This is a genomic window from Streptomyces caeruleatus (assembly GCF_001514235.1).
GTDB lineage: Bacteria > Actinomycetota > Actinomycetes > Streptomycetales > Streptomycetaceae > Streptomyces > Streptomyces caeruleatus.
Map to the genome: position 1 here is coordinate 715,814 of NZ_KQ948927.1, position 19,984 is coordinate 735,797.

A 19,984-nucleotide genomic window follows, 5' to 3' on the forward strand; every position below is an offset into this window, starting at 1 on the left:
CGAGGAAAGGCCGGTGCCCCCACCCCGCCCTCACCCCAAGTCGCCCTCCCACTGGCCCCACCCCCCGTCCGCCAGGACACTGGACAGGTGCGCACAGTCAAAGCGACGGCCGCAGCCGTCACCGTGGCTCTGGCCGCCGGCGCGGCAAGCGTCGCCGCCGGCCGCCTCGCCAGCGGCGCCGCCCTGACGGCCCCAGCCGGCCGCCCCCTGCCCACCGAACCCCGGCTCACCGTGCACGCCACGGCCGCCGGCCAGATCACCCTCACCCGCGACCTCGCCTCCCTGCGACCGGGCACCTACGGCCTCTCCGGCGACGCCTCACACGCGGTCGTAGGCCCCGTCCTCGCCACGGCGAAGCACTCCGCCGACACCGTCGTACGCCGCCTGGAACGCGTCACCCACGGCACCCTCGAACCCGGCGACAGCGTCTGGCTCACCCCGAACGTCCACGTCGGCAACCCGAGCGCCGCCCTCGGCCTCGACCACGCCGACATCGACATCCCGGGCGAACTCGGCTCCCTGCCCGCCTGGTTCGTCCCCGGCGCCCGGGACACCTGGATCATCGCGGTGCACGGCCTCGGCACCACCCGCGAACAGGCCATGAACCTCATGGAGTTCCTCAGCGCCCTCCACTTCCCGGTCCTCGCCCTCGCCTACCGCGGCGACCTCGGCGCCCCCCGCCCACCGGACGGCCTGGGCCACCTCGGCGAGACCGAGTGGCGCGACCTGGACGCGGCGATGCGCTACGCCGTGCGGTACGGCGCCCGGCAACTCGTCCTGCTCGGCTGGTCCACCGGCGCCACCATGGCGCTGCGCGCCGCCGCGCACTCGGGCCTGCGGGACCGGGTCTCGGGCCTGGTCCTGGACTCCCCGGTCCTCAGCTGGGAGACCACCCTGCGCGCCCTCGCCAGGGCCCGCCACACCCCGGGCGCGCTGCTGCCGCTCGCCGTCCGCGCCGCACAGGGTCGCACCGGACTGAGCGCCGACCACTTCACCGGCGACGGCGCCGCCCAGCCGCTCACCGTGCCGACCCTGATCTTCCACGGCCCCGAGGACCGGGTGGCCCCCTGGAGCCTCTCTCGCCGCCTCGCCGACGCCCACCCCAATCTGGTGGCCCTGCGCACCGTCGAGGGCGCCCCTCACGCCGCCATGTGGAACGCCGACCCGGAGTCCTACGAGGAATCCCTGCGCCGCTTCATGACACCGCTCATGTGACGCCGCCGGACCCGCCCCCCCGGCCAGCCGTCGTCAGCCCGCCGAGAGCACCGGTCCCTCGGATTCCGTTTAACCCCGTACCACTGGCCTGTTCTGCGTCCCTCACCGCTCACCGGACCCCGTGCGTTGGCCATCCCCGTAGCCCCTCGTGACATTCCGTTTGGGTTTTCGGACCGTCAACCGGAAGACTGCACCCGTGACGTCCCGTATCCCGCGCGACTCCAGGCTTCGACTCGTCCGCCCGCGACCCCTGGCCGCCGCCCCCAGAGCCGTGAACCAGCGGCGCCCACGCCGCCCCGCACCCCGCCCCCCGGAGGGCACACCGGCCCGGTCCGAGCTGGCCAGAATGGCACGCTCAGGTCTGGCCGCCGCGGCCCGGGTCGCCCACTGGGCGGACGCCGCGCTGCGCCCTGGCCGGGACGGCGCGAGCCCCGACGGCAAGGGCACCCTGTCCGACGCGACCGCCGAACGCGCGGCCCGGGACCTCGGCCTGACCGTCGCTCAGGTCCGCGCCGACTGGGACACCGCCCGGCTCGCCGGCCTCGTCGAGGTGCACGGCGACAGCGCCCGCCCCGGCTGGCGGCTGCGCGCCTGGGACCGCGACGACAGCGCCGTGCTGCGCGGCTGGGTCGCCCTCTTCGACGCCTGGTCGCTCGCCCACCCGGAACCGGAGCAGCACGCCCACGGCGCCGTGTCCGACGTCGTCTCGGCCCTGCCCCAGGTGCTCTCCTTCCTCCAGCTGTCCGCCGGCCCCGTCCCCATGGAGCAGCTCCTTGACCTGCTGGAGCAGCGGGTCACCGAACTGCGCACCGAACGCTGCGAGATTCCCTACGGACCGCGGCCCGAGCCGCTCCCCGCCGCGCCGCCCGCCGAGGACACGCCCCTCGCCCCGCTCCTCGACTGGGCCCTGCACGCCCTCGCCTCCGTCGGAGCCCTCACCTACGGCGACGGACAGGCCACCCTCACCCCGCTCGGCAACTGGGCGGTCTGGGTCAAGCTGGAGCAGATCTGCGTCGCCGCCCAGAGCCCCGCCGGGAACATCGAGCAGGCGGCCGAGGACATGCTCCGCGGCTGCGCCCAGCTCCGCCCGAACGCCGCCCGTGACGAGTACCGCGCCTGGCTCGCCGCCCGCCCCGTCGGCAGCGCCGTCACCGAACTCCTCGGCGCCGCCCGCGGCGACGACGCCCTGCTGCGCGGCCTCGCCTTCGAGGCGCTGCGCGTCGTCGGCGCCCCCGCCGAGCCCGACGTGCGCGCCGTCGCCGACGAGCCGACCCTGCGGCCGTACGCCCTGCTGTGGCTCGCCGAGCACGACGGCATCGACCCCGAGGACGCCCACGAGGTGCTCACCCGGGAAGAGGCCACCTGGCTGTGGGTCGACACCGCCGCCGCCGTCGCCGACCACGGCGAGGCCCCGATGCTCGTACGGCACCTGGAGTCCGCGGTGCAGCCGACGGTGCCGATGCTCCTGGACGAGGTGCGCGCCGTCGGACATCCCCGCACCGTGCAGGTCCTGGTCGCGCTCGCCGCCGCGCACCCCGACCCCGCCCTCGCCAAGGCCGTACGCCGCGCCGCCTTCCAGGTGCACACCGGGGGGAGCTGAGCGGGCCGGAGCGGGACCGGCGCGCAGCCCGCTATCTGGGGTCCATGTCGGGGGTGTACGTGCCGAAGCTCCACACGTTGCCCTCGCGGTCCCGGGCCATGTAGTCCCGCGAGCCGTAGTCCTGGTCCGTCGGGGGCATCAGGATCTCCACGCCCTGCTCCACGGCCCGCCGGTGGTGTGCCTCGACGTCCTCCACGACGACGTACACCCCCATCGTCCCCGCGCCCTTCATCGCCTTGTCGAAGGCGCTGCCGGTGCCCTTGGAGCCGAGCATCACCACGCCGTTGCCCTGCGCCAGCTCGGCGTGGCCCACCGAGCCGTCCTCGCCCTCGTACACCACCAGCGCCGTGAACCCGAAGGCCTCCGTGAGCTGCTTGATCGCCGCCTTCGCGTCCGCGTAGAGCAGCGTGGGATAGACGCTCGGACGCCCACCGCTCGTACCTGCCATGCCGATCACTCCCTTGTGACCCCTGTGCTGTCCGCCGCCACCGGCCGGGACTCCCACCCGGTGCCCAGTCTCGCAGCGACCACTGACAACGGCCGGTCGTGCCGGGCCCCGGCAGCGGCCGAACGAGGGACGGACCCCTGCCCGTCCGACGTGTCGTCACGGGACGCCCCGCCGGCCGTCTCGGGCGTCGCTACGCTCTGCGCCGGGTCCGCGGGCAGCGGATCGACCGGGTGAGGCCGGAAGGCTCCGAGACGGGTTCTGAGGGGGCAAGGTGGCGATCCGCTCCAGACTGCCGGCGCCCGTGCTCGCCCTCCTCGTCGTGATCCCGCTCCTGGCCGTCGCCCAGCACGCCCGCCCCGCTCCCTACGGCGACCACCTCACGGTCCCTCGCACCGCCCCCGCGCGCGTGCAGCACGCCACCCCGCGGCTCCGTACCGACGGCGCCGCCCTCCGGGCCCACGACCCCCGCACCGGCGCCCTGCACTGGCGCTACACCCGCGACGGCCGGCGCCCCCTCACCTCGCTGCACGCGCGCGGGGACGTCATCACGCTCTGGGACGACGGCCTGGTCACCGCCACCGACGGCCGGACCGTCCGCTGGCACCGCGCCCTGCCCGCCCACGGTGACTGGCTGCCGGCCCAGGGCGGTACCGGCGTCCTGCGCCTCCTCGGCCGCGGCATGCTGGCCGTCGTCACCCCGCACCGGATCGCCGCGTACCGGATCGCCGACGGCGATCTGCGCTGGATGCTGCCCGCGAGCGACGGCTGCGGCTTCCAGCCCCGACGTGCCGTACATCACGCCAAGACGCTCATCGTCGCCCAGCCCTGCCCCCACGCGGCCTGGACCGCCCAGCTCGTCGCCCTGGACGACCTGGGACGGATCGCCCCGCACCGCAGACCGCTCGGCAACGAGGTGCGCGCCGAGGACGCCCCGGGACGCGGCGGACCCGGTCTCGAACACCCGGACCCAGAAAAAGTGCTTGCACAGCCCCGTTAGACTGGCCCCATGGCCATTCTCCTCGCGCATTAGACGGCGGGAACGTCCTCAGCCGCCCATCCCGCCACCCACCCCGCCCTGGAGTCTGTCCTTGATCTCCGCCTCCGGTATCGAGCTGCGCGCCGGTGCGCGCGTCCTCATCGAGTCCGCGTCCTTCCGCGTCGCCAAGGGCGACCGCATCGGCCTCGTCGGCCGCAACGGCGCCGGCAAGACGACCCTCACCAAGTGCCTCGCCGGCGAGGGCATCCCGGCCGGCGGCACCATCACCCGCTCCGGAGAGGTCGGCTACCTCCCGCAGGACCCCCGCACCGGTGACCTCGACGTGCTCGCCCGTGACCGCGTCCTCTCCGCGCGCGGACTGGACGTGCTGATCCGCAAGATGCGCGAGAACGAACAGCGCATCGCCAACGGCAGCGGCGCGACCCGCGAGAAGGCCCTGCGGCAGTACGAGCGCCAGGAGACGGAGTTCCTCACCAAGGGCGGGTACTCCGCCGAGGCCGAGGCCGCCACCATCGCCGCCGCGCTCAACCTGCCCGACCGTGTGCTCGGCCAGCCCCTGCACACGCTCTCCGGTGGTCAGCGCCGCCGTATCGAGCTCGCCCGCATCCTGTTCTCGGACGCGGACACCCTGCTGCTCGACGAGCCGACCAACCACCTCGACGCGGACTCCATCGTCTGGCTGCGCGACTACCTCAAGACCTACCGCGGCGGCTTCATCGTGATCTCCCACGACGTCGACCTGGTCGAGACGGTCGTCAACAAGGTGTTCTACCTGGACGCCAACCGCGCCCAGATCGACATCTACAACATGGGCTGGAAGCTCTACCAGCAGCAGCGCGAGGCCGACGAGAAGCGCCGCAAGCGCGAGCGGCAGAACGCCGAGAAGAAGGCCGCCGCGCTCAATGCCCAGGCCGACAAGATGCGCGCCAAGGCCACCAAGACGGTCGCCGCGCAGAACATGGCCCGCCGCGCCGAGCGCCTGCTGTCCGGTCTCGAGGAGGTCCGCCAGTCCGACAAGGTCGCCAAGCTCCGCTTCCCGGAGCCCGCGCCCTGCGGCAAGACCCCGCTGACCGCCGAGGGCCTGTCGAAGTCGTACGGCTCGCTGGAGATCTTCACCGACGTCGACCTGGCGATCGACAAGGGGTCGAGGGTGGTCATCCTCGGGCTCAACGGTGCCGGTAAGACGACCCTGCTCCGGCTCATCGCGGGCGTCGAACAGCCGGACACGGGCGCGGTCATCCCCGGGCACGGGCTCAAGGTCGGCTACTACGCCCAGGAGCACGAGACCCTGGACGCCGACCGCACCGTCCTGGAGAACATGCGCTCCGCGGCACCCGACATGGACCTCGTCGAGGTCCGCAAGGTGCTCGGCTCGTTCCTGTTCTCCGGCGACGACGTCGACAAGCCCGCCGGTGTCCTCTCCGGCGGCGAGAAGACCCGTCTAGCCCTCGCCACCCTCGTGGTGTCCTCGGCGAACGTCCTGCTCCTCGACGAGCCGACGAACAACCTCGACCCGGCCAGCCGCGAGGAGATCCTCGGCGCGCTGCGCACCTACAAGGGTGCGGTCGTGCTCGTCACCCACGACGAGGGCGCCGTCGAGGCGCTCCAGCCGGAGCGGATCATTCTGCTGCCGGACGGCGTCGAGGACCTGTGGGGCGCGGATTACGCGGATCTCGTCGCCCTCGCTTGATCGAATGCGTGATCACCGGGCTATGGATCATTCGGCCCATCCGTGATCCATCATCTGTGTGAGATCTCCTCGTACCGAGGTGTGTGCTACATCGAATTCGCGGCCGAGTCCTTTATCGACAAGGGCTCGGCCGTCGTGCTGCTCTGACCTGGGATTTCTTAAAAGAACCCGTTCGGCCGTACGGACAACTCGCGGCGGAATCCCGTATTCCGCTTGTGGGGATGTGCTCCTGTCGTCAAAACCTTGTCTCACGGACCTTGCCGAATGGGTGGCCATGAAGGCCCGGAGGGGTGATCATGAGGAGACCAGAGCGCACTTCCCATGAGGAGGCACGGGTGGCCGAGACTCTGAAGAAGGGCAGCCGGGTAACCGGCGCCGCGCGCGACAAGCTCGCGGCAGACCTGAAGAAGAAGTACGACTCCGGTGCGAGCATTCGAGCGCTGGCCGAGGAAACCGGCCGCTCGTATGGCTTCGTTCACCGGATGCTCAGCGAGTCGGGCGTCACGCTTCGTGGGCGTGGCGGCGCGACACGAGGCAAGAAGGCCGCAGGCTGATCGCGGGCGGCCCATCGGCTTCGATGGTGGCCACCCGGTCGGTCGGCTGATCGACCGGGTGGTTACTGTGCAGTCACTTAAGGGGTGCCCTTCCGGGCATCCCATGATGACCGCACTCATCGGAGGCGCCCCATGGCTTCGCCCGACCAGGAACACGCACCCCTGCTCGACAAGAACGGCGTACGGCTCGTCGTCGACGGCGCTATCGCCACGGTGACGCTGACCAACCCGGCCAAGCGCAACGCACAGAGCCCCGCCCTGTGGCGGACGCTCGCCGAGGCCGGGCGCGCCGTGCCGGGCAGCGTGCGGGTCGTCGTGCTGCGCGGTGAGGGCAAGTCCTTCTCCGCCGGCCTCGACCGGCAGATGTTCACGCCTGACGGGATCGAGGGCGAGCCCTCGTTCATCGAGCTGGCGCGCAGCAGCGACGGTGAACTCGACGCTGCCATCGCCGAGTTCCAGGAGGGCTTCACCTGGTGGCGGCGTAACGACGTCGTGTCCATCGCCGCCGTACAGGGGCATGCCATCGGGGCGGGCTTCCAGCTCGCGCTCGCCTGTGACGTGCGCGTCGTCGCTGACGACGTGCAGTTCGCCATGCGCGAGACCAGCCTCGGGCTGGTGCCGGACCTGACGGGTACCCACCCGCTGGTCGGGCTGGTCGGATACGGCCGCGCGCTGGAGATCTGCGTCACGGGCCGCTTCGTGACGGCCGAGGAGGCCGTCAGCAGCGGTCTTGCCAACCTCGCGGTGCCCGTCGACCAGCTCGACGACGCCGTACGGGATCTGGCGGGCGCGATCGTGGCCGCGCCGCGGGACGCGGTGATCGAGACCAAGGCGCTCCTTCGGGGTGCCGTGGACCGGACCTACGACGAGCAGCGCGGTGCCGAGCGGGCCGCGCAGGCGCGCCGGCTGCGGGACCTGGCGGGCCTCGGCGAATAGCGCCGCGCCGATCAACCGACGGCCGTGACCAGTACGGCCACCGTCGGGTGATCGACCAACGCGTCCTGCACCCTCCTACGGACCTCCCGGGCCACCTCCACGGCCCGGTGGTCCGCGCCCACCGCGAGCTCCACCCGCACATGCCGGCGCGGCAGGGCCGTCCCGTCCTGCCGTTCCTCGAGGTGCACCGCGTGGCTCGCCGCGCCCAGGACGCCCGTCAGCCGGGTGACCCCCGGCACCGCCAGGGTCACGGCGGCGACGCGTTCCTCGTCGGGGTTCTGGGGCTCGGCGTCCCGCGCCGGCTCCGGCTGCCGTACGGGTGCGGGTTCGGCGTCCTCGTCCAGCAGTTCCGTCACCCGCAGGTCCACCTCGGTCACCGTCAGGCCCAGGCGTTCCGTGGCCGTGACGGACAGCAGCCTCCGCAGCCGGTCCGCCGCCACCGGCAGCGCCTCGGCCGCCGTCGCCGCGAAGTCCCCCGTCACCCGCAGCGGGCCCGGTGGCAGGGCGCTCGGCGGCGGCGGTACGGCGGCCTCGTACGTCTCCTCCGGGTCGGCGAGGGCGATCCGGAGCGTGTCCAGCCGTACCCCGGGCATGTCCTCGGCCGCGCGCCGCAGCACCGCCTCGGCCGCCTTCTCGGAGATCCACGCGCCGTCGCGCGCGCCGCCCAGCGGCAGCAGTCTGCCGAGCCCCAACTGCTGCCGCACTGCCTGCGACCATCGATCCGCCGTCGTCATTCCTCCAGCCTGCCGCATCCCTGGGGCGCAATCACGCAAGCGTGCTTACGGTGGTCAAGGGACCGCAACCGAAAAGGACGAACGGCCATGACTGAGACGACGGACCAGAACCGGGGGACGGAGGCCGAGGCCGCCACCTCACGCAGGACCCAGGTCACCAAGCGCGGCGGGGGAGACCCGGGAGCCCGGGGCCGGACGACCATCGCGGACGGCGTCGTGGAGAAGATCGCCGGGATGGCCGCACGCGATGTGGACGGCGTGCACGCCATGGGCAGCGGAATCTCGCGGACCTTCGGTGCCGTGCGCGACCGGGTGCCGGGCGGGACGACGAAGTCGGTGACGCGCGGGGTGAAGGCCGAGGTCGGCGAGGTACAGGCCGCGCTCGACCTGGAGATCGTCGTCGAGTACGGCGTCTCCATCGCCGACGTCGCCCGGGACGTACGCGAGAACGTGATCACCGCCGTGGAACGGATGGCCGGCCTCGAAGTCGTCGAGGTCAACATCGCGGTGAGTGATGTGAAGCTGCCGGAGGATGAGGAAGAGGAACCGGAGCGCCGGATCCAGTGACGCGCAGGCGGCCGGACGACGCAGCGGCCGGGAGTTACCAGGGAGCGATGAGCTGAGGAGCGCATCATGAGCATGGCCGTGGTCGGCATGATCGCCGGCATGGCACTGGGATTCGCCGGGTACTTCGGCGGATTCGGCGCCTTCCTGCTGGTGGCGGCCCTGGGTGCCGTCGGTTTCGTCACCGGGCGGTTCCTGGAGGGGGACTGGGAGCTCGGTGACTTCTTCCGGCAGCGTGACGAACGGCGGCGGTGACGTCGGTGAGCGGTGGGGCCACGGAACTCGACAGAGCGCCGTACGCCGTCCCACCCGGTGAGCGCGGGGCGATCCGGATCGCCGACCGGGTCGTGGCGAAGATCGCCTCACAGGCCGCGCGCGAGGCGGTCGGCCGGCTGCCCGAGGGCGCCGCCCGGCCGTACGCCGACGTCGTCGTCCGGCCCCAGGCAGGGGACGGGACGCCCGTCGACGCCGCCCGGGTCCGGGTCCATCTCGAACTGGACTACCCCTGCGACATCGGCTCCCGGTGCAGGGCCGTGCGTCGGCATGTCGTGGAGCGGGTAGGCGCGTTGGTGGGCATGGAGGTGCCGGAGGTCGCCGTGCACGTGGAGCGGCTGCACCCGGCGCGCGGGCAGGGCGCGGCAGGGAGGACGCGATGAGCGAGTCCCAGGGTTTTGAAGGCACCACACAACGACTGCCGGTCATCGAGAAGGAGACCGGGCCCGACCCCCTCGACCAGTCGGCGTCCGCGGATGGGGGCACCTCCCACGCCTTTAAGGCAGTGGGGGACTACGACCCCCCGCGCCCGGTCGACGACAAGGGCCGCGGCGACGGCCGCTTCTGGTCGGCCCGCCGTGTCCCGGCCGCGATCACGGCGCTGGTGCTGGCGCTCGGGGCGGGCTTCTTCCTGTACGACATCGCCTCCGTGCGCGCCGGCCGGCCGCCCATGTACTGGCGCCGGGAACTGGCCCACCAGCTCGCCGAGCGCCCCCTCGACGACATCTGGGTGCTCGTCGGCGCGGGCGTCGCCGCCGTCCTCGGCCTGTGGCTCCTCGTCCTGGCCGCCACCCCCGGCCTGCGCTCCGTCCTGCCGATGCGCCGCACGCACCCCGACGTACGCGCCGGCCTCCACCGGGACCTAGCCGCCCTGGTCCTGCGCGACCGGGCGGTGGAGGTCTCCGGCGTCCAGTCGGTACGGGTGCGGGTACGCCGCCGCCGCGCCGACGTCCGTGCCGTCTCGCACTTCCGCGAACTGGACGAGGTACGCGCCGACCTGGACACCACGCTCGCCGACGCGATCAGGGGCCTCGGGCTGTCCCGCCCGCCCTCGCTGTCGGTGCATGTGCGGCGGCTCGGACGGAAGGGGTGAGGGCCGTGCTCAGGGTGGTCAACCGGGTGCTGATCGGGCTCGTCGGACTGGTGCTGCTCGTGATCGGCGGTTCCGTGCTGGCCGTGGGGCTCGGTCTGGACCCCCCGTCCTGGTGGATCCACGACAGCCGGCACGACGTGCTGCTCAGCGACGCCGAGCGGACGCGCTGGCGGGACGACGGCTGGTGGTGGCCGACCGTGATCGCCGTGCTGGCCGTCCTGGTCCTGCTGGCGCTGTGGTGGCTGACCTCGGTCCTGCGCCGACGCCGGCTCACCGAGGTCCTCGTCGACACCGGCGACGGCGAGGGCGCGCTGCTGCGGGGCCGGGCCCTGGAGGGCGTTTTGGCGAGCGAGGCGGCGGGCCTGGAAGGCGTCCAGCGGGCCCAGGTCCACCTGACCGGCCGCCGAGGCGCCCCCGAAGCCCGGGCGCGCCTCCTGCTGCAGCCGCACGTGGACCCGGGGACCGCCCTGAACGACCTCACCGCCCAGGCCCTGGCCCACGCCCGGAATTCGGCGGGCCTCGCGGCACTGCCGACGGAGGTCCGCATGCGCGGTGTCAAACACCGTGCGGAAAGGGTGACTTGATGCGGAAAGGGTGACTTGACGGCGCTCTCAGAATCCGTGCCGCATTCCGCCGTCCACCGGCACCATGATTCCCGTCAAATAGGAAGCCGCCGGAGACAACAGGAACGCGGCCGTACGCCCGAACTCCTCCGGAGCGCCATAACGGCGCAAGGGAATCCGTGCCTCGTTCGCCGCCCGCGTCGCCTCCGGATCGGCCGACATCCCGTCCAGCTCCCGTACCCGGTCCGTGTCGATCCGTGCCGGAAGCAGACCCACCACGCGAATTCCCCGCGGCCCCAGCTCGTCCGCGAGGGACTTCGCGAAACCGGCCAGCCCGGGCCGCAGTCCATTGGAAATCGTCAGCCCCGGAATCGGCTCGTGCACCGAACCCGACAGCACGAATCCGATGACGCCGCCGTGCTCCAGCTCGGCCGCCGCCGCCCGGGCCAGCCGCACCGCGCCCAGGAAGACCGACTCGAACGCCGTCTGCCACTGTTCGTCGGAGTTGTCGGCGACGAACCCGGCCGGCGGCCCGCCCACGCTGATGAAGATGCCGTGGAAGGCGCCGAACCGTTCCCGCGCGGTGGCGACAAGCCGTGCGGGCGCCTCCGGATCGGCGTTGTCGATGCCCACCCCGAACGCGTTCGGCCCCAGCTCGGCGGCGGCGTCGGCGGCCCGCTTCTCGTCCCTGCCGGTCAGCACGACCTTCGCCCCGTCGGCCGCGAGCTCACGCGCCGCCGCGTTGCCCAGGCCACGGGTTGCCCCCGTGACGACGTACACCCGGTCCTTCAGTCCAAGATCCATGGTCCCTATCCTGCCCCGTCGCCCCCGAACAGGGCGAGGGCGGTGTTCACCAGGCCGATGTGACTGAAGGCCTGCGGGAAGTTGCCGAGCTGACGGTCGGCCACCGGGTCGTACTCCTCGGACAGCAGGCCCACGTCGTTCGCGAGACCCGCCAGCCGGTCGAACAGCTCCCGTGCCTCCTGCGTACGCCCCGTCATGTGCAGGGCCTCCGCGAGCCAGAACGAGCACGCCAGGAAGGTGCCCTCGTCGCCGGGCAGCCCGTCGACGGTCGTCCCGTCGGTGCTGTAGCGGCGCAGGAACCCCTCGTGGCTGAGCTCGGCGCGGATCGCGTCGATGGTGCCGATGACACGCGGATCGTCGGGCGGCAGGAAGCCGACACGCGGGATGAGCAGCAGTGCCGCGTCGAGTTCACGGGAGCCGTAGGACTGTGTGAAGGTGTTCCGCTCGGCGTCGTAGCCCTTCTCGCACACCTCGCGATGCACCTCGTCGCGCATCGCCCGCCAGCCTTCGAGGTCGCCCTCGAGGTGCGGGTTCTGCTCCAGGGTGCGCACGGCACGGTCCGCGGCCACCCACACCATCACCTTGGAGTGCACGAAGTGCCGGCGCCCGCCGCGCACCTCCCACAGCCCCTCGTCCGGCTGCCGCCACTCCGTCTCCAGCCACTCCATCAGGGAGGCCTGGATCGCCCACATGTGCGGCTTGATGGGCAGGCCCGCCTGCCGGGCCAGGGCCAGCGTGTCCATGACCTCGCCGTACACGTCCAACTGGAGCTGTGTCACGGCCTCGTTGCCGATGCGTACGGGAGTGGAGCCGGCGAAGCCGGACAGCCACGGCACTTCGAACTCGGGCAGCCGCCGCTCGCCCGCCAGGCCGTACATGATCTGGAGGTCGGCCGGGTCACCGGCGACAGCGCGCAACAGCCAGTCGCGCCAGGCCCCGGCCTCCTCCCGGTAGCCCGCCGACAGTCCCACGTTCAGCAGGAGGGTGGAGTCGCGCAGCCAGCAGTAGCGGTAGTCCCAGTTGCGGACGCCGCCCAGCGCCTCGGGCAGGGAGGTGGTGGGGGCGGCGACGATGCCGCCGGTCGGCCGGTAGGTGAGGGCCTTGAGGGTGATCAGGGAACGGACCACGGCGTCCCGGTACGGGCCGTCGTAACGGCAGCACCCCGCCCAGTCCCGCCAGTCCCGGACGCTGCTGTGCAGCGCCTCGTACGCGTCGATGAGCGGCGGGCGCGGCTCGTGCGAGGGGTGCCAGGTGAGGACGAAGGCGACCTTCTCGCCCTTTTCGACCGTGAACTCGGAGTGCGTACCGCAGTTCTCGCCCCAGGTGCGCACCTCGGGTTCGCTGCGCAGCCAGACCGAGTCCGGGCCGGCCACGGCCACCCGCTGCCCGTCGGACTCGCGCACCCAGGGCACGACCGAGCCGTAGTCGAAGCGGATCCGCAGGGTGCTGCGTACGGTGACCCGGCCGCTGAGGCCCTCGACGACGCGCACGAGGTCGGGGGCGCGGTCGCGTTGGGGCATCAGGTCGGTGACGCGGATCGCGCCCTCATCGGTCTCCCACTCGGTGTCCAGCACCAAAGTGTCGGGACGGTAGGCGCGACGGGTGCAGGGGCCCCGCGCGTCCTTCGGGGCGATGCGCCAGTGGCCGTTGTCCTCGTCGCCGAGGAGTCTGGCGAAGCAGGCTCCCGAGTCGAAGCGGGGCAGACACAGCCAGTCGACGGACCCGTCCCTGCCGATCAGGGCGGCCGTCTGCTCGTCGCCGATGAGGGCGTAGTCCTCGATGCGCGGGTGCACGCAAATGCGGGTTCCCCAAGGGCCGGTGGGCCAATCAGGGGTGGGGCCGGGGGAGTGACGCCGGGCGCTACACCCCTGCCGGCTCGGCCTGCGCCTCCGCCGGCTTCTGCTGCGCCGCCGCCCGGTCACGTGCCTCGCGGCGGGCCAGGATCACCCATCCGAGAGGAACGCCCGCGGCGAACAGCCACCACTGGAGGGCGTACGCGTAGTTCAGCGGGGCGTTCTCCTCGCCGGGCTTCCCGATCAGCTCCGGTGTGTCGCCCTTCGGCTCCGGTGTCGTCTGCACGATGTAGCCGCCGAGCACGCGCGCGTCGAGGCGCCGCGCCTCCTGCTCGCTGTTGATCAGCATGACCTGACGGTCGGGAAGGCCCTTGAGGTTCTTGATGCCGCTGGCCTCGGTCGTCTCGTCGGGCATCAGCCGCCCGGTGACGGTGATCCGGCCGCTCGGCGGCGCCGGGATCTTGGGGAAGGCCGTCTGGCTGGGCCCGTCCGAGGGGATCCAGCCGCGATTGACCAGCAGCACCTTGCCGTCCGCCAGCACGAAGGGGGTGAGGACGTGGAAGCCGACCTCTTCGTCGGAGTTGACGCGCCGCCTGACGACGACCTCGTGCCCGGTGTCGAAGCGGCCCACCGCGGTGACGGTGCGGTACCGCTCCTTGGTGGTGACGGTGTGCCCCGGCGCGGTCAGCTTCTCCACGGCCACCGGCCGCGCGCCCAGCGCGTCGGCGACCAGCTGGTTGCGGGCGTGGCGCTCCTCGTAGCGGTGCATCTGCCAGATGCCCAGCCTGATCATCGTGGGGATGAGGAGCAGGGCGACCAGCGTGAGGATCACCCACTGCCGGGACAACAGGAAGCGGTACACCCCACGACCGTACAACTCGGTCGTGGGGTGCTTTCAGGCGGGTACGGGTCCGGGCCGGTCACACCTTGTCGACGATCCCCACCTTTCCCTCCGCGCGGGCGCAGTGGGCGCCGCAGAACCACTGGCCCTCGACCTCGACGCCCTGCCCGATGATCTGGACGCGGCAGTGCTCGCACACGGGTGCCATGCGGTGGATCGCGCAGGAGAAGCAGTCGAAGACGTGCACGGCGCCCTGCGCGTGCACCTCGAAGGTCATGCCGTAGTCGTTTCCACACACTTCACATGTCGCCATGCGCCACAGGGTGAGCCGTCATCGCGGTCCGGGCGAGAGGGCTCGGGGCGAGTCGCCCGGCAATCACCCGTCCGTACGGTCACTGCTCCGACGCCGGTTCCACGTCCCTGAGGAGTTGCCCGAACGCCGCCTCGTCGATCACCGGCGTCCCGTACTGGCGGGCCTTGACCACCTTCGACGTGCTCGCGTCCGGGTCGTTCGTGACGAGCAGGCTGGTCAGCCGGGACAGGCTCGTGGCCACATGCAGCCCGGCGTCGATCGCGCGGTCCTCCAGCAGGTCGCGCTCGATCGACGTGTCCCCCGAGAAGGCGACCCGCATGCCCTGCTTGAGTCTTTTGCCCTCTTCGTAACGCCCTGGGTTGGGATAGGGGCAGGCGGGCCTTTTGCGGGACGGGCGCCAACTGGTCGGACGATAGCTGCCGTAACCGCCGCCGTATCCGCCACCGCTGCCGCCTGCGCCCGCCTGCTGTCCGATGCGGGGCGTGGCCGTGTCCCGCCACTCGGTCAGCGGCCGGCACTCCTGGAGCGGCAGCCGCACACTGCCCGCCGCCGCGGCCCGCAGACTCGGCCGGAACGCCTCGGCCAGCACGCGCGCGTCGTCCAGCGCGTGGTGCGCGCGCTGCTGTACGACGCCGAAGTGGGCGGCCAGTGACTCCAGCTTGTGGTTGGGCAGCGGCAGGCCCAGCTCCTTCGACAGCGCGATGGTGCACAGCCGCTGCCGCACCGGGGCCTCGCGCTCCGCGCGCGCGTACTCCCGCGCGATCATCTGCCAGTCGAACACGGCGTTGTGCGCGACGAGCACCCGGCCGTCGAGCCGGGCCGCGAACTCCTCGGCGATATCCGGGAAGAGGGGGGCGCCCTCCAGAGCCTCGCTCGTCAGACCGTGGATCCACACCGGCCCCGGGTCGCGCTCCGGGTTGACCATCGTGTACCAGTGGTCCTCGACCTCGCCGCGCGCGTCCAGCCGGTAGACGGCCGCGGAGATTATCCGGTCGTCCCGGGCCAGGCCGGTGGTCTCCACGTCAACGACCGCGTATCCCTCGGGATACGCGGTCGGCCACACGGTGGGGGAGGGCGCTGCGGTCGCACGGTCTTCGAGCATGGTCACTGAGGATACGGGCCGGGACTGACAGTCCAGGCCGTCAGGTGCCTTGCGCCGCCCGCCTGTTCGAGCGCGCCGAACGCCGGCGCGTCAACCGGCCGGTGCGCGCGCGGCGTTGCCGCACGCAGGTGCCCCCACTGTCCGCCCACGAGCGTCGATACATCCCGGATGTCCCCCACGGTGCGATGCTCCGCATGTGACCGAATCGACGCATGACGAGGCCCACGGCGGCTCGCTGGGCGAGCGGCTGAACTGGCTGCGGGCGGCCGTTCTCGGGGCGAACGACGGCATCGTGTCCACCGCGGGCCTCGTCGTCGGCGTGGCCGGCGCGACCGACGACCGCTCGGCCCTGCTCACGGCCGGCCTCGCCGGGCTGCTCGCCGGGTCGATGTCGATGGCGGCGGGGGAGTACGTCTCGGTCTCCACACAGCGCGACTCCGAGAAGGCCGCGTTGGCCCAGGAGAGGCGCGAGCTGCGGGAGCGGCCGGAGGCGGAACTGGACGAGCTGACGGGACTGCTCGAACGACGCGGGCTGTCCGAGGACGTGGCCCGGGAAGCGGCCGTCCAGCTGACGGAACGGGACGCGCTGAAGGCCCACGCGCGCGTGGAGCTCGGTATCGACCCCGACGACCTGACCAACCCGTGGCACGCGGCGTGGGCCAGCTTCCTGGCGTTCACGGCCGGTGCGTTGCTGCCGCTGCTGGCCATGGTCCTGCCACCGGCGGACTGGCGCCTGACCGTCACCGTCGTCTCCGTCCTGACCGCCCTCGCCCTGACCGGCTGGAGCAGCGCCCGCCTGGGCGCCGCCGCCCCGACCCGCGCGGTCCTGCGCAACACGGCGGGCGGGGCGCTGGCCATGGGGGTCACCTACGTGGCCGGGACGCTGCTCGACGTGGCGGGGGCTTAGCGCCTGTCGTCGAGGAGACCGGCTCCGAGGTGACCGGCGTGCGGCGGGGCGACCTCGTCGTGGCGCCCTTCATGTGGTCCGACGGCGTCTGCGACCACTGCGTCGAGGGCCTCACCACCTCCTGCGAGCACGGCGGCTTCTGGGGCTCCGCGGGCTCCGACGGCGGCCAGGGCGAGGCCGTGCGCGTGCCGTTCGCCGACGGCACCCTCGTGCGGCTGCCCAAGGACGCCGCCTCCGACGAGCGCCTGCTGTCCGCCCTGCTGACCCTGTCCGACGTCATGGGCACCGGCCACCACGCCGCCCTGGGCGCCGGAGCCCGCCCGGGCGCGACCGTCGCCGTCGTCGGTGACGGTGCCGTCGGACTGTGCGCGGTGCTCGCCGCCAAGCGGCTCGGCGCCGTGGGGGTCCCCCCAGGCCCTTAAGGCACTGGGGGAGGACCATCGCGCTGGGCCGCCACCAGGTCCGTACGGACATCGCGCGCCGCTTCGGCGCCACCGACGTCGTCGCCGAGCGCGGAGACGCGGCCGTGGCGGCCGTACGCGAACTGACCCGCGGTCAGGGCGCCCACCCCGTCGTCGAGGCCGTCGGCACCGAACAGTCCATGCGGACGGCCGTCAACATCACCCGCGACGGCGGTGCCATCGGCTTCGTCGGAGTGCCGCACGGCAGCGGCACGGGCCTCGACCTCAGTGTCATGTTCGACGGGAACATCGCGCTGCGCGGCGGTGTCGCGCCCATGCGCGCGTACATCCCCGAGCTGCTGCCCGACGTCCTGGACGGCACGATCGACCCCTCACCCGTCTTCGACCTGACCGTCGGCCTGGAGGACGTCCCGGCCGGCTACAAGGCGATGGACCAGCGCACGGCCCTCAAGGTCCTGGTGACCAACTGAGGCCGTGGACAGGCCGACCGAGGACTCAATGCGCTCGCCGACGAGGACTTGCCGCACTCGCCGACGAGGACTTACCGCACTCGCCGACGAGGACCTGACGGGCTCACCAGCGGATCGGCACCGGCAGCGCCGTCAGCAGCCCCGACACCGCGACCACCACTCCCAGGGCGACGACCTCCGCGCGCGCGGGGGAACAGGCGGTCAGTGGGTCGGCCGCCCGGCGCAGCCGGAACCGGGCCCACAGGGCGAGCCCGGCCACGGCCACCATCAGCAGCACCTTGGCCAGCAGGGCCCGCCCGTACGCCGTCTCGGTGAGCTGCTGGAGGATCGTGTCCGAGGGCATCCGGCGCAGCGAACTCCACACGCCCGTCGCCGTGATGGCGGCGAGCAGTACGGCCGCCACGCGCGCGTAGCGGCCGAGCAGAGCCGCGCCGGTCTCCCTGACGCCCCATCCGCGCAGCGTCCGCAGGGCGTGCAGCAGCCCGCCGGCCCAGAGCGTCGCGCAGGTCAGGTGCACGAAGGTCAGACCCGACCCCAGCAGCGGGCCGTGCTCGGTCGTGGGGTGCGCGCGGAGCGCCTCGGCGACCACGACCGCGGCCAGTGGCCAGAGCTGGGTCGTGGGCCGACGCGAGAGGGCGCACAGCCCGGCCACGGCGAAGGCGTTGACCTCCAGCAGCGCGAGCTTGCCGTCGCGCGACGCGTACAGGCCGCCGACGTCGAGGTCAGCGAGGCTGTGCGGCACGAGGTTGCCCGTGGAGACGACCGAGGCGAGACCCAGGGCGGCGACGAAACCGACCCCCGCCGCGTACGGCGCCCAGCTGCGGGGCACGACCGTCGGAGCGCCCGGCACGGACCGGGCCAGCCGGTTCACGAACAGCTCGCCCACCGGGACGCACAGCGCCGCGAACAGCACCGCACGCAGCAGTGCGATCCCCTCGCTGCCGGGTGCGGCGGCCTCCCCGGTGCCGTCCAGCGCGACCGACGGCCCGAGCAGCGGGATCAGCGCCGCCAGCGCCACGAGGACGAGAACGGCGACGGCCCGGCCGACACCGGGGCGCGCTCCGGGTTCACTCGCGTCGGCCACGCCAAGGGAGGGTCTCGTCAATGTCACCTCATGATCTTCACAAAACATTACAGACTCGGGCAAGCACCGGAAAACAAGTGGTGGTGCGGCATTCCGCACGGAGGTACGGCTCCGACGGCCCCGAACCTCAGACCCACCGCGCCGGATCCGCGCCCCAGACCCCCGGCGGCCGCGCCCAGTCCACCGGGCCACCCGCGAACGACACCGGCGGCAGGGCGTACCGCAGCCGCCCGAGCGCACTGCCCCGCTCGGTGAGCCAGGCGTCGGGCGCGTCGTAAGAGCCGTCCGCCGGGCACCCCTCCGGGTCCGGCCGCAGCCCGTTCACCAGCCACTCCGCCGTACGCGCCAACGCCAGCCGTACGCACCGGCCCCGGCCTTCCCCCTGCTCCAGCTGCTCGGTCAGCGCCCGCAGCACGGCCGCCGCCAGCAGATACCCCGTCCCGTGGTCGAGGGCCTGCGCGGGCAGGGCGCCGGGCGACCTCATGGCGGCCGGCTCGTCGGTCGTGGTCCCCGTCGCTCCCGCGGCCCCCTCGATCGCCGCGATTCCGGTGGCGACCTGCACGAGGCTGTCGAACCCGCGCCGCTCGCGCCACGGCCCGTACGCCCCCCAGGCCGACAACTCCGCCACGACCAGCCCCGGCCGCCGCTCGGCCAGTGCCCGGGCCGACAGCTCGTACCGGTCGAGGGCGCCCGGCCGGTACCCCGTGACGACGACGTCCGCCGCCGCGAGCAGTTCTTCGAAGGCGCGCCGGTCGGACGCGAGGTCCAGCGTCGCCGACCGCTTCCCGAAGCCCGTGTCGGCGTGCTGGTCGGCCAGTTCGGGCAGCTGCGGCGCGTCCACGCGCAGGACGTCCGCGCCGAGCAGCGCGAGCGTGCGGGTGGCGACCGGTCCCGCGATGACCCGCGTCAGATCCAGTACGCGTACCCCGGCGGCGGGCAGCAGGGGAGTGCCGTCGAGCGACGGGAGCGCACGCGCGCGTACCGCGTCCGACCGCTCGTGCTCGACCAGCGGCCGCCGGGCCACCGCGCCCGCCTGTTCGTGCGCCGCCCACTCCTCGGGCGTCCGCAGCGCCACCGCCAGGCCGCCGGCCGCGTACACGGTCTCCTCCACCTCCAGCGAGGAACGCTCGGCGAGAGCCGCCCCCACGGCGTCGGGATCCTCCTCGGCCACGCCCAGCGCGGCCAGCAAACGGGCCCGGTGATGGGGATAGTTGGCATGCGTCCGCACCCAGCCGTCCGCCGTCCGCCAGAAGCGCGACAGCGGCGCGAACGTCACGGGCGCGCGGCTGTCGACGAGCAGATGCCGTTCACTCACGAACGCCGTGGCGACCGCCCCGTCGTCCAGGGTCACCCTGGGCACCTCGGTGAGCCCGGCCCGCCGCGCCCCGAGCTCCGCGGCGGCCAGCGCGCACGCACCCACACAGGCGCGCGCCAACTCCCGTACGGGAAGGCGCGCTTGAAGCGCGCCCTCCCGCACCACGGTCGACACTCGAGGGAGCAGGGCGGGATCGCCGCCCACCGCGGACCAGGCGAACTTGATTCCAGTCATGACTGCACTATGCAGTATTGACTGGATCAATA

At 72.8% G+C, this 19,984-nt stretch carries 21 protein-coding genes and 1 pseudogene; 13 read left to right on the top strand and 9 right to left on the bottom strand.

Annotated features, from left to right (window positions below; translation table 11 throughout):
- The first annotated feature begins 87 nt into the window (after positions 1 to 87).
- Together AQJ67_RS15535 and AQJ67_RS15540 are read left to right on the top strand one after the other, a co-directional pair.
- Positions 88 to 1,215 carry an alpha/beta hydrolase gene (locus AQJ67_RS15535; protein ID WP_062719294.1) on the top strand — a complete coding sequence of 376 codons (1,128 nt, stop codon included), beginning with the start codon at positions 88 to 90 and terminating at the stop codon, positions 1,213 to 1,215.
- Between the two features lie 196 nt (positions 1,216 to 1,411).
- Positions 1,412 to 2,815, top strand: a complete 1,404-nt coding sequence (locus AQJ67_RS15540) for a hypothetical protein (protein ID WP_167366205.1) — start codon at positions 1,412 to 1,414, stop codon at positions 2,813 to 2,815.
- A 31-nt stretch (positions 2,816 to 2,846) separates the two neighbouring features.
- On the opposite strand, the gene AQJ67_RS15545 is transcribed toward AQJ67_RS15540, so the two are convergent.
- Positions 2,847 to 3,263, bottom strand: coding sequence for a VOC family protein (locus AQJ67_RS15545; RefSeq protein ID WP_062719385.1), 417 nt, complete (start codon positions 3,261 to 3,263; stop codon positions 2,847 to 2,849).
- A gap of 271 nt (positions 3,264 to 3,534) precedes the next feature.
- Here AQJ67_RS15545 and AQJ67_RS15550 point away from each other — a divergent pair, with 271 nt between their 5' ends.
- From AQJ67_RS15550 to AQJ67_RS15565, 4 genes are all read left to right on the top strand, one after another.
- Complete coding sequence (locus AQJ67_RS15550; protein ID WP_062719296.1) at positions 3,535 to 4,260, top strand: PQQ-binding-like beta-propeller repeat protein; 726 nt, start codon at positions 3,535 to 3,537, stop codon at positions 4,258 to 4,260.
- 91 nt (positions 4,261 to 4,351) lie between these two features.
- Positions 4,352 to 5,950, top strand: a complete 1,599-nt coding sequence (locus AQJ67_RS15555) for an ABC-F family ATP-binding cassette domain-containing protein (RefSeq protein ID WP_062719297.1) — start codon at positions 4,352 to 4,354, stop codon at positions 5,948 to 5,950.
- Positions 5,951 to 6,285: 335 nt separating this feature from the next.
- Complete coding sequence (locus AQJ67_RS15560; RefSeq protein WP_019758351.1) at positions 6,286 to 6,504, top strand: helix-turn-helix domain-containing protein; 219 nt, start codon at positions 6,286 to 6,288, stop codon at positions 6,502 to 6,504.
- A gap of 132 nt (positions 6,505 to 6,636) precedes the next feature.
- The gene (locus AQJ67_RS15565; RefSeq protein ID WP_062719298.1) at positions 6,637 to 7,440 is read left to right on the top strand and encodes an enoyl-CoA hydratase/isomerase family protein; all 804 of its coding nucleotides are present in this window, start codon (positions 6,637 to 6,639) and stop codon (positions 7,438 to 7,440) included.
- Between the two features lie 11 nt (positions 7,441 to 7,451).
- On the opposite strand, the gene AQJ67_RS15570 is transcribed toward AQJ67_RS15565, so the two are convergent.
- Entirely contained in the window at positions 7,452 to 8,174 is a 723-nt protein-coding gene (locus AQJ67_RS15570) for a hypothetical protein (RefSeq protein WP_062719299.1), read from the bottom strand.
- A gap of 87 nt (positions 8,175 to 8,261) precedes the next feature.
- On the opposite strand from AQJ67_RS15570, the gene AQJ67_RS15575 reads away from it, so the two are divergent.
- From AQJ67_RS15575 to amaP, 5 genes are all read left to right on the top strand, one after another.
- Positions 8,262 to 8,741, top strand: a complete 480-nt coding sequence (locus tag AQJ67_RS15575) for an Asp23/Gls24 family envelope stress response protein (protein WP_062719300.1) — start codon at positions 8,262 to 8,264, stop codon at positions 8,739 to 8,741.
- Between the two features lie 66 nt (positions 8,742 to 8,807).
- The gene (locus tag AQJ67_RS15580; protein WP_062719301.1) at positions 8,808 to 8,993 is read left to right on the top strand and encodes a hypothetical protein; all 186 of its coding nucleotides are present in this window, start codon (positions 8,808 to 8,810) and stop codon (positions 8,991 to 8,993) included.
- Positions 8,990 to 9,394: an Asp23/Gls24 family envelope stress response protein gene (locus AQJ67_RS15585; RefSeq protein WP_062719302.1), complete on the top strand. Its 405-nt coding sequence runs from the start codon at positions 8,990 to 8,992 to the stop codon at positions 9,392 to 9,394. The genes AQJ67_RS15580 and AQJ67_RS15585 overlap by 4 nt, the downstream gene beginning before the upstream one ends.
- Complete coding sequence (locus AQJ67_RS15590) at positions 9,391 to 10,104, top strand: DUF6286 domain-containing protein (protein ID WP_062719303.1); 714 nt, start codon at positions 9,391 to 9,393, stop codon at positions 10,102 to 10,104. The genes AQJ67_RS15585 and AQJ67_RS15590 overlap by 4 nt, the downstream gene beginning before the upstream one ends.
- A gap of 5 nt (positions 10,105 to 10,109) precedes the next feature.
- On the top strand, positions 10,110 to 10,688 hold the full coding sequence (gene amaP / locus AQJ67_RS15595; protein ID WP_062719304.1) for an alkaline shock response membrane anchor protein AmaP: 579 nt from the start codon (positions 10,110 to 10,112) through the stop codon (positions 10,686 to 10,688).
- A gap of 27 nt (positions 10,689 to 10,715) precedes the next feature.
- Here amaP and AQJ67_RS15600 read toward each other — a convergent pair whose 3' ends face one another.
- From AQJ67_RS15600 to AQJ67_RS15620, 5 genes are all read right to left on the bottom strand, one after another.
- On the bottom strand, positions 10,716 to 11,471 hold the full coding sequence (locus tag AQJ67_RS15600; RefSeq protein ID WP_062719305.1) for an SDR family oxidoreductase: 756 nt from the start codon (positions 11,469 to 11,471) through the stop codon (positions 10,716 to 10,718).
- Positions 11,472 to 11,476: 5 nt separating this feature from the next.
- On the bottom strand, positions 11,477 to 13,264 hold the full coding sequence (locus AQJ67_RS15605) for a glycoside hydrolase family 15 protein (RefSeq protein WP_062719306.1): 1,788 nt from the start codon (positions 13,262 to 13,264) through the stop codon (positions 11,477 to 11,479).
- Between the two features lie 67 nt (positions 13,265 to 13,331).
- On the bottom strand, positions 13,332 to 14,126 hold the full coding sequence (locus tag AQJ67_RS15610; RefSeq protein WP_062719307.1) for an SURF1 family cytochrome oxidase biogenesis protein: 795 nt from the start codon (positions 14,124 to 14,126) through the stop codon (positions 13,332 to 13,334).
- Between the two features lie 58 nt (positions 14,127 to 14,184).
- A complete protein-coding gene (locus AQJ67_RS15615; protein WP_062719308.1) occupies positions 14,185 to 14,418 on the bottom strand; it encodes a hypothetical protein in 234 nt (77 codons plus the stop codon).
- A gap of 79 nt (positions 14,419 to 14,497) precedes the next feature.
- Entirely contained in the window at positions 14,498 to 15,520 is a 1,023-nt protein-coding gene (locus AQJ67_RS15620) for a DEDDh family exonuclease (RefSeq protein ID WP_062719309.1), read from the bottom strand.
- 196 nt (positions 15,521 to 15,716) lie between these two features.
- Between AQJ67_RS15620 and AQJ67_RS15625 the strand changes: the two genes are divergently transcribed.
- Positions 15,717 to 16,427, top strand: coding sequence for a VIT1/CCC1 transporter family protein (locus AQJ67_RS15625; RefSeq protein ID WP_062719310.1), 711 nt, complete (start codon positions 15,717 to 15,719; stop codon positions 16,425 to 16,427).
- Between the two features lie 5 nt (positions 16,428 to 16,432).
- Positions 16,433 to 17,319, top strand: a pseudogene (locus tag AQJ67_RS15630) (zinc-binding dehydrogenase); the annotation flags it as partial.
- Positions 17,320 to 17,422: 103 nt separating this feature from the next.
- Here AQJ67_RS15630 and AQJ67_RS15635 read toward each other — a convergent pair.
- A complete protein-coding gene (locus AQJ67_RS15635; protein ID WP_062719311.1) occupies positions 17,423 to 18,430 on the bottom strand; it encodes a CopD family protein in 1,008 nt (335 codons plus the stop codon).
- A 100-nt stretch (positions 18,431 to 18,530) separates the two neighbouring features.
- Positions 18,531 to 19,952, bottom strand: coding sequence for a CoA transferase (locus AQJ67_RS15640; protein ID WP_062719312.1), 1,422 nt, complete (start codon positions 19,950 to 19,952; stop codon positions 18,531 to 18,533).
- Between the last annotated feature and the right edge of the window lie 32 nt (positions 19,953 to 19,984).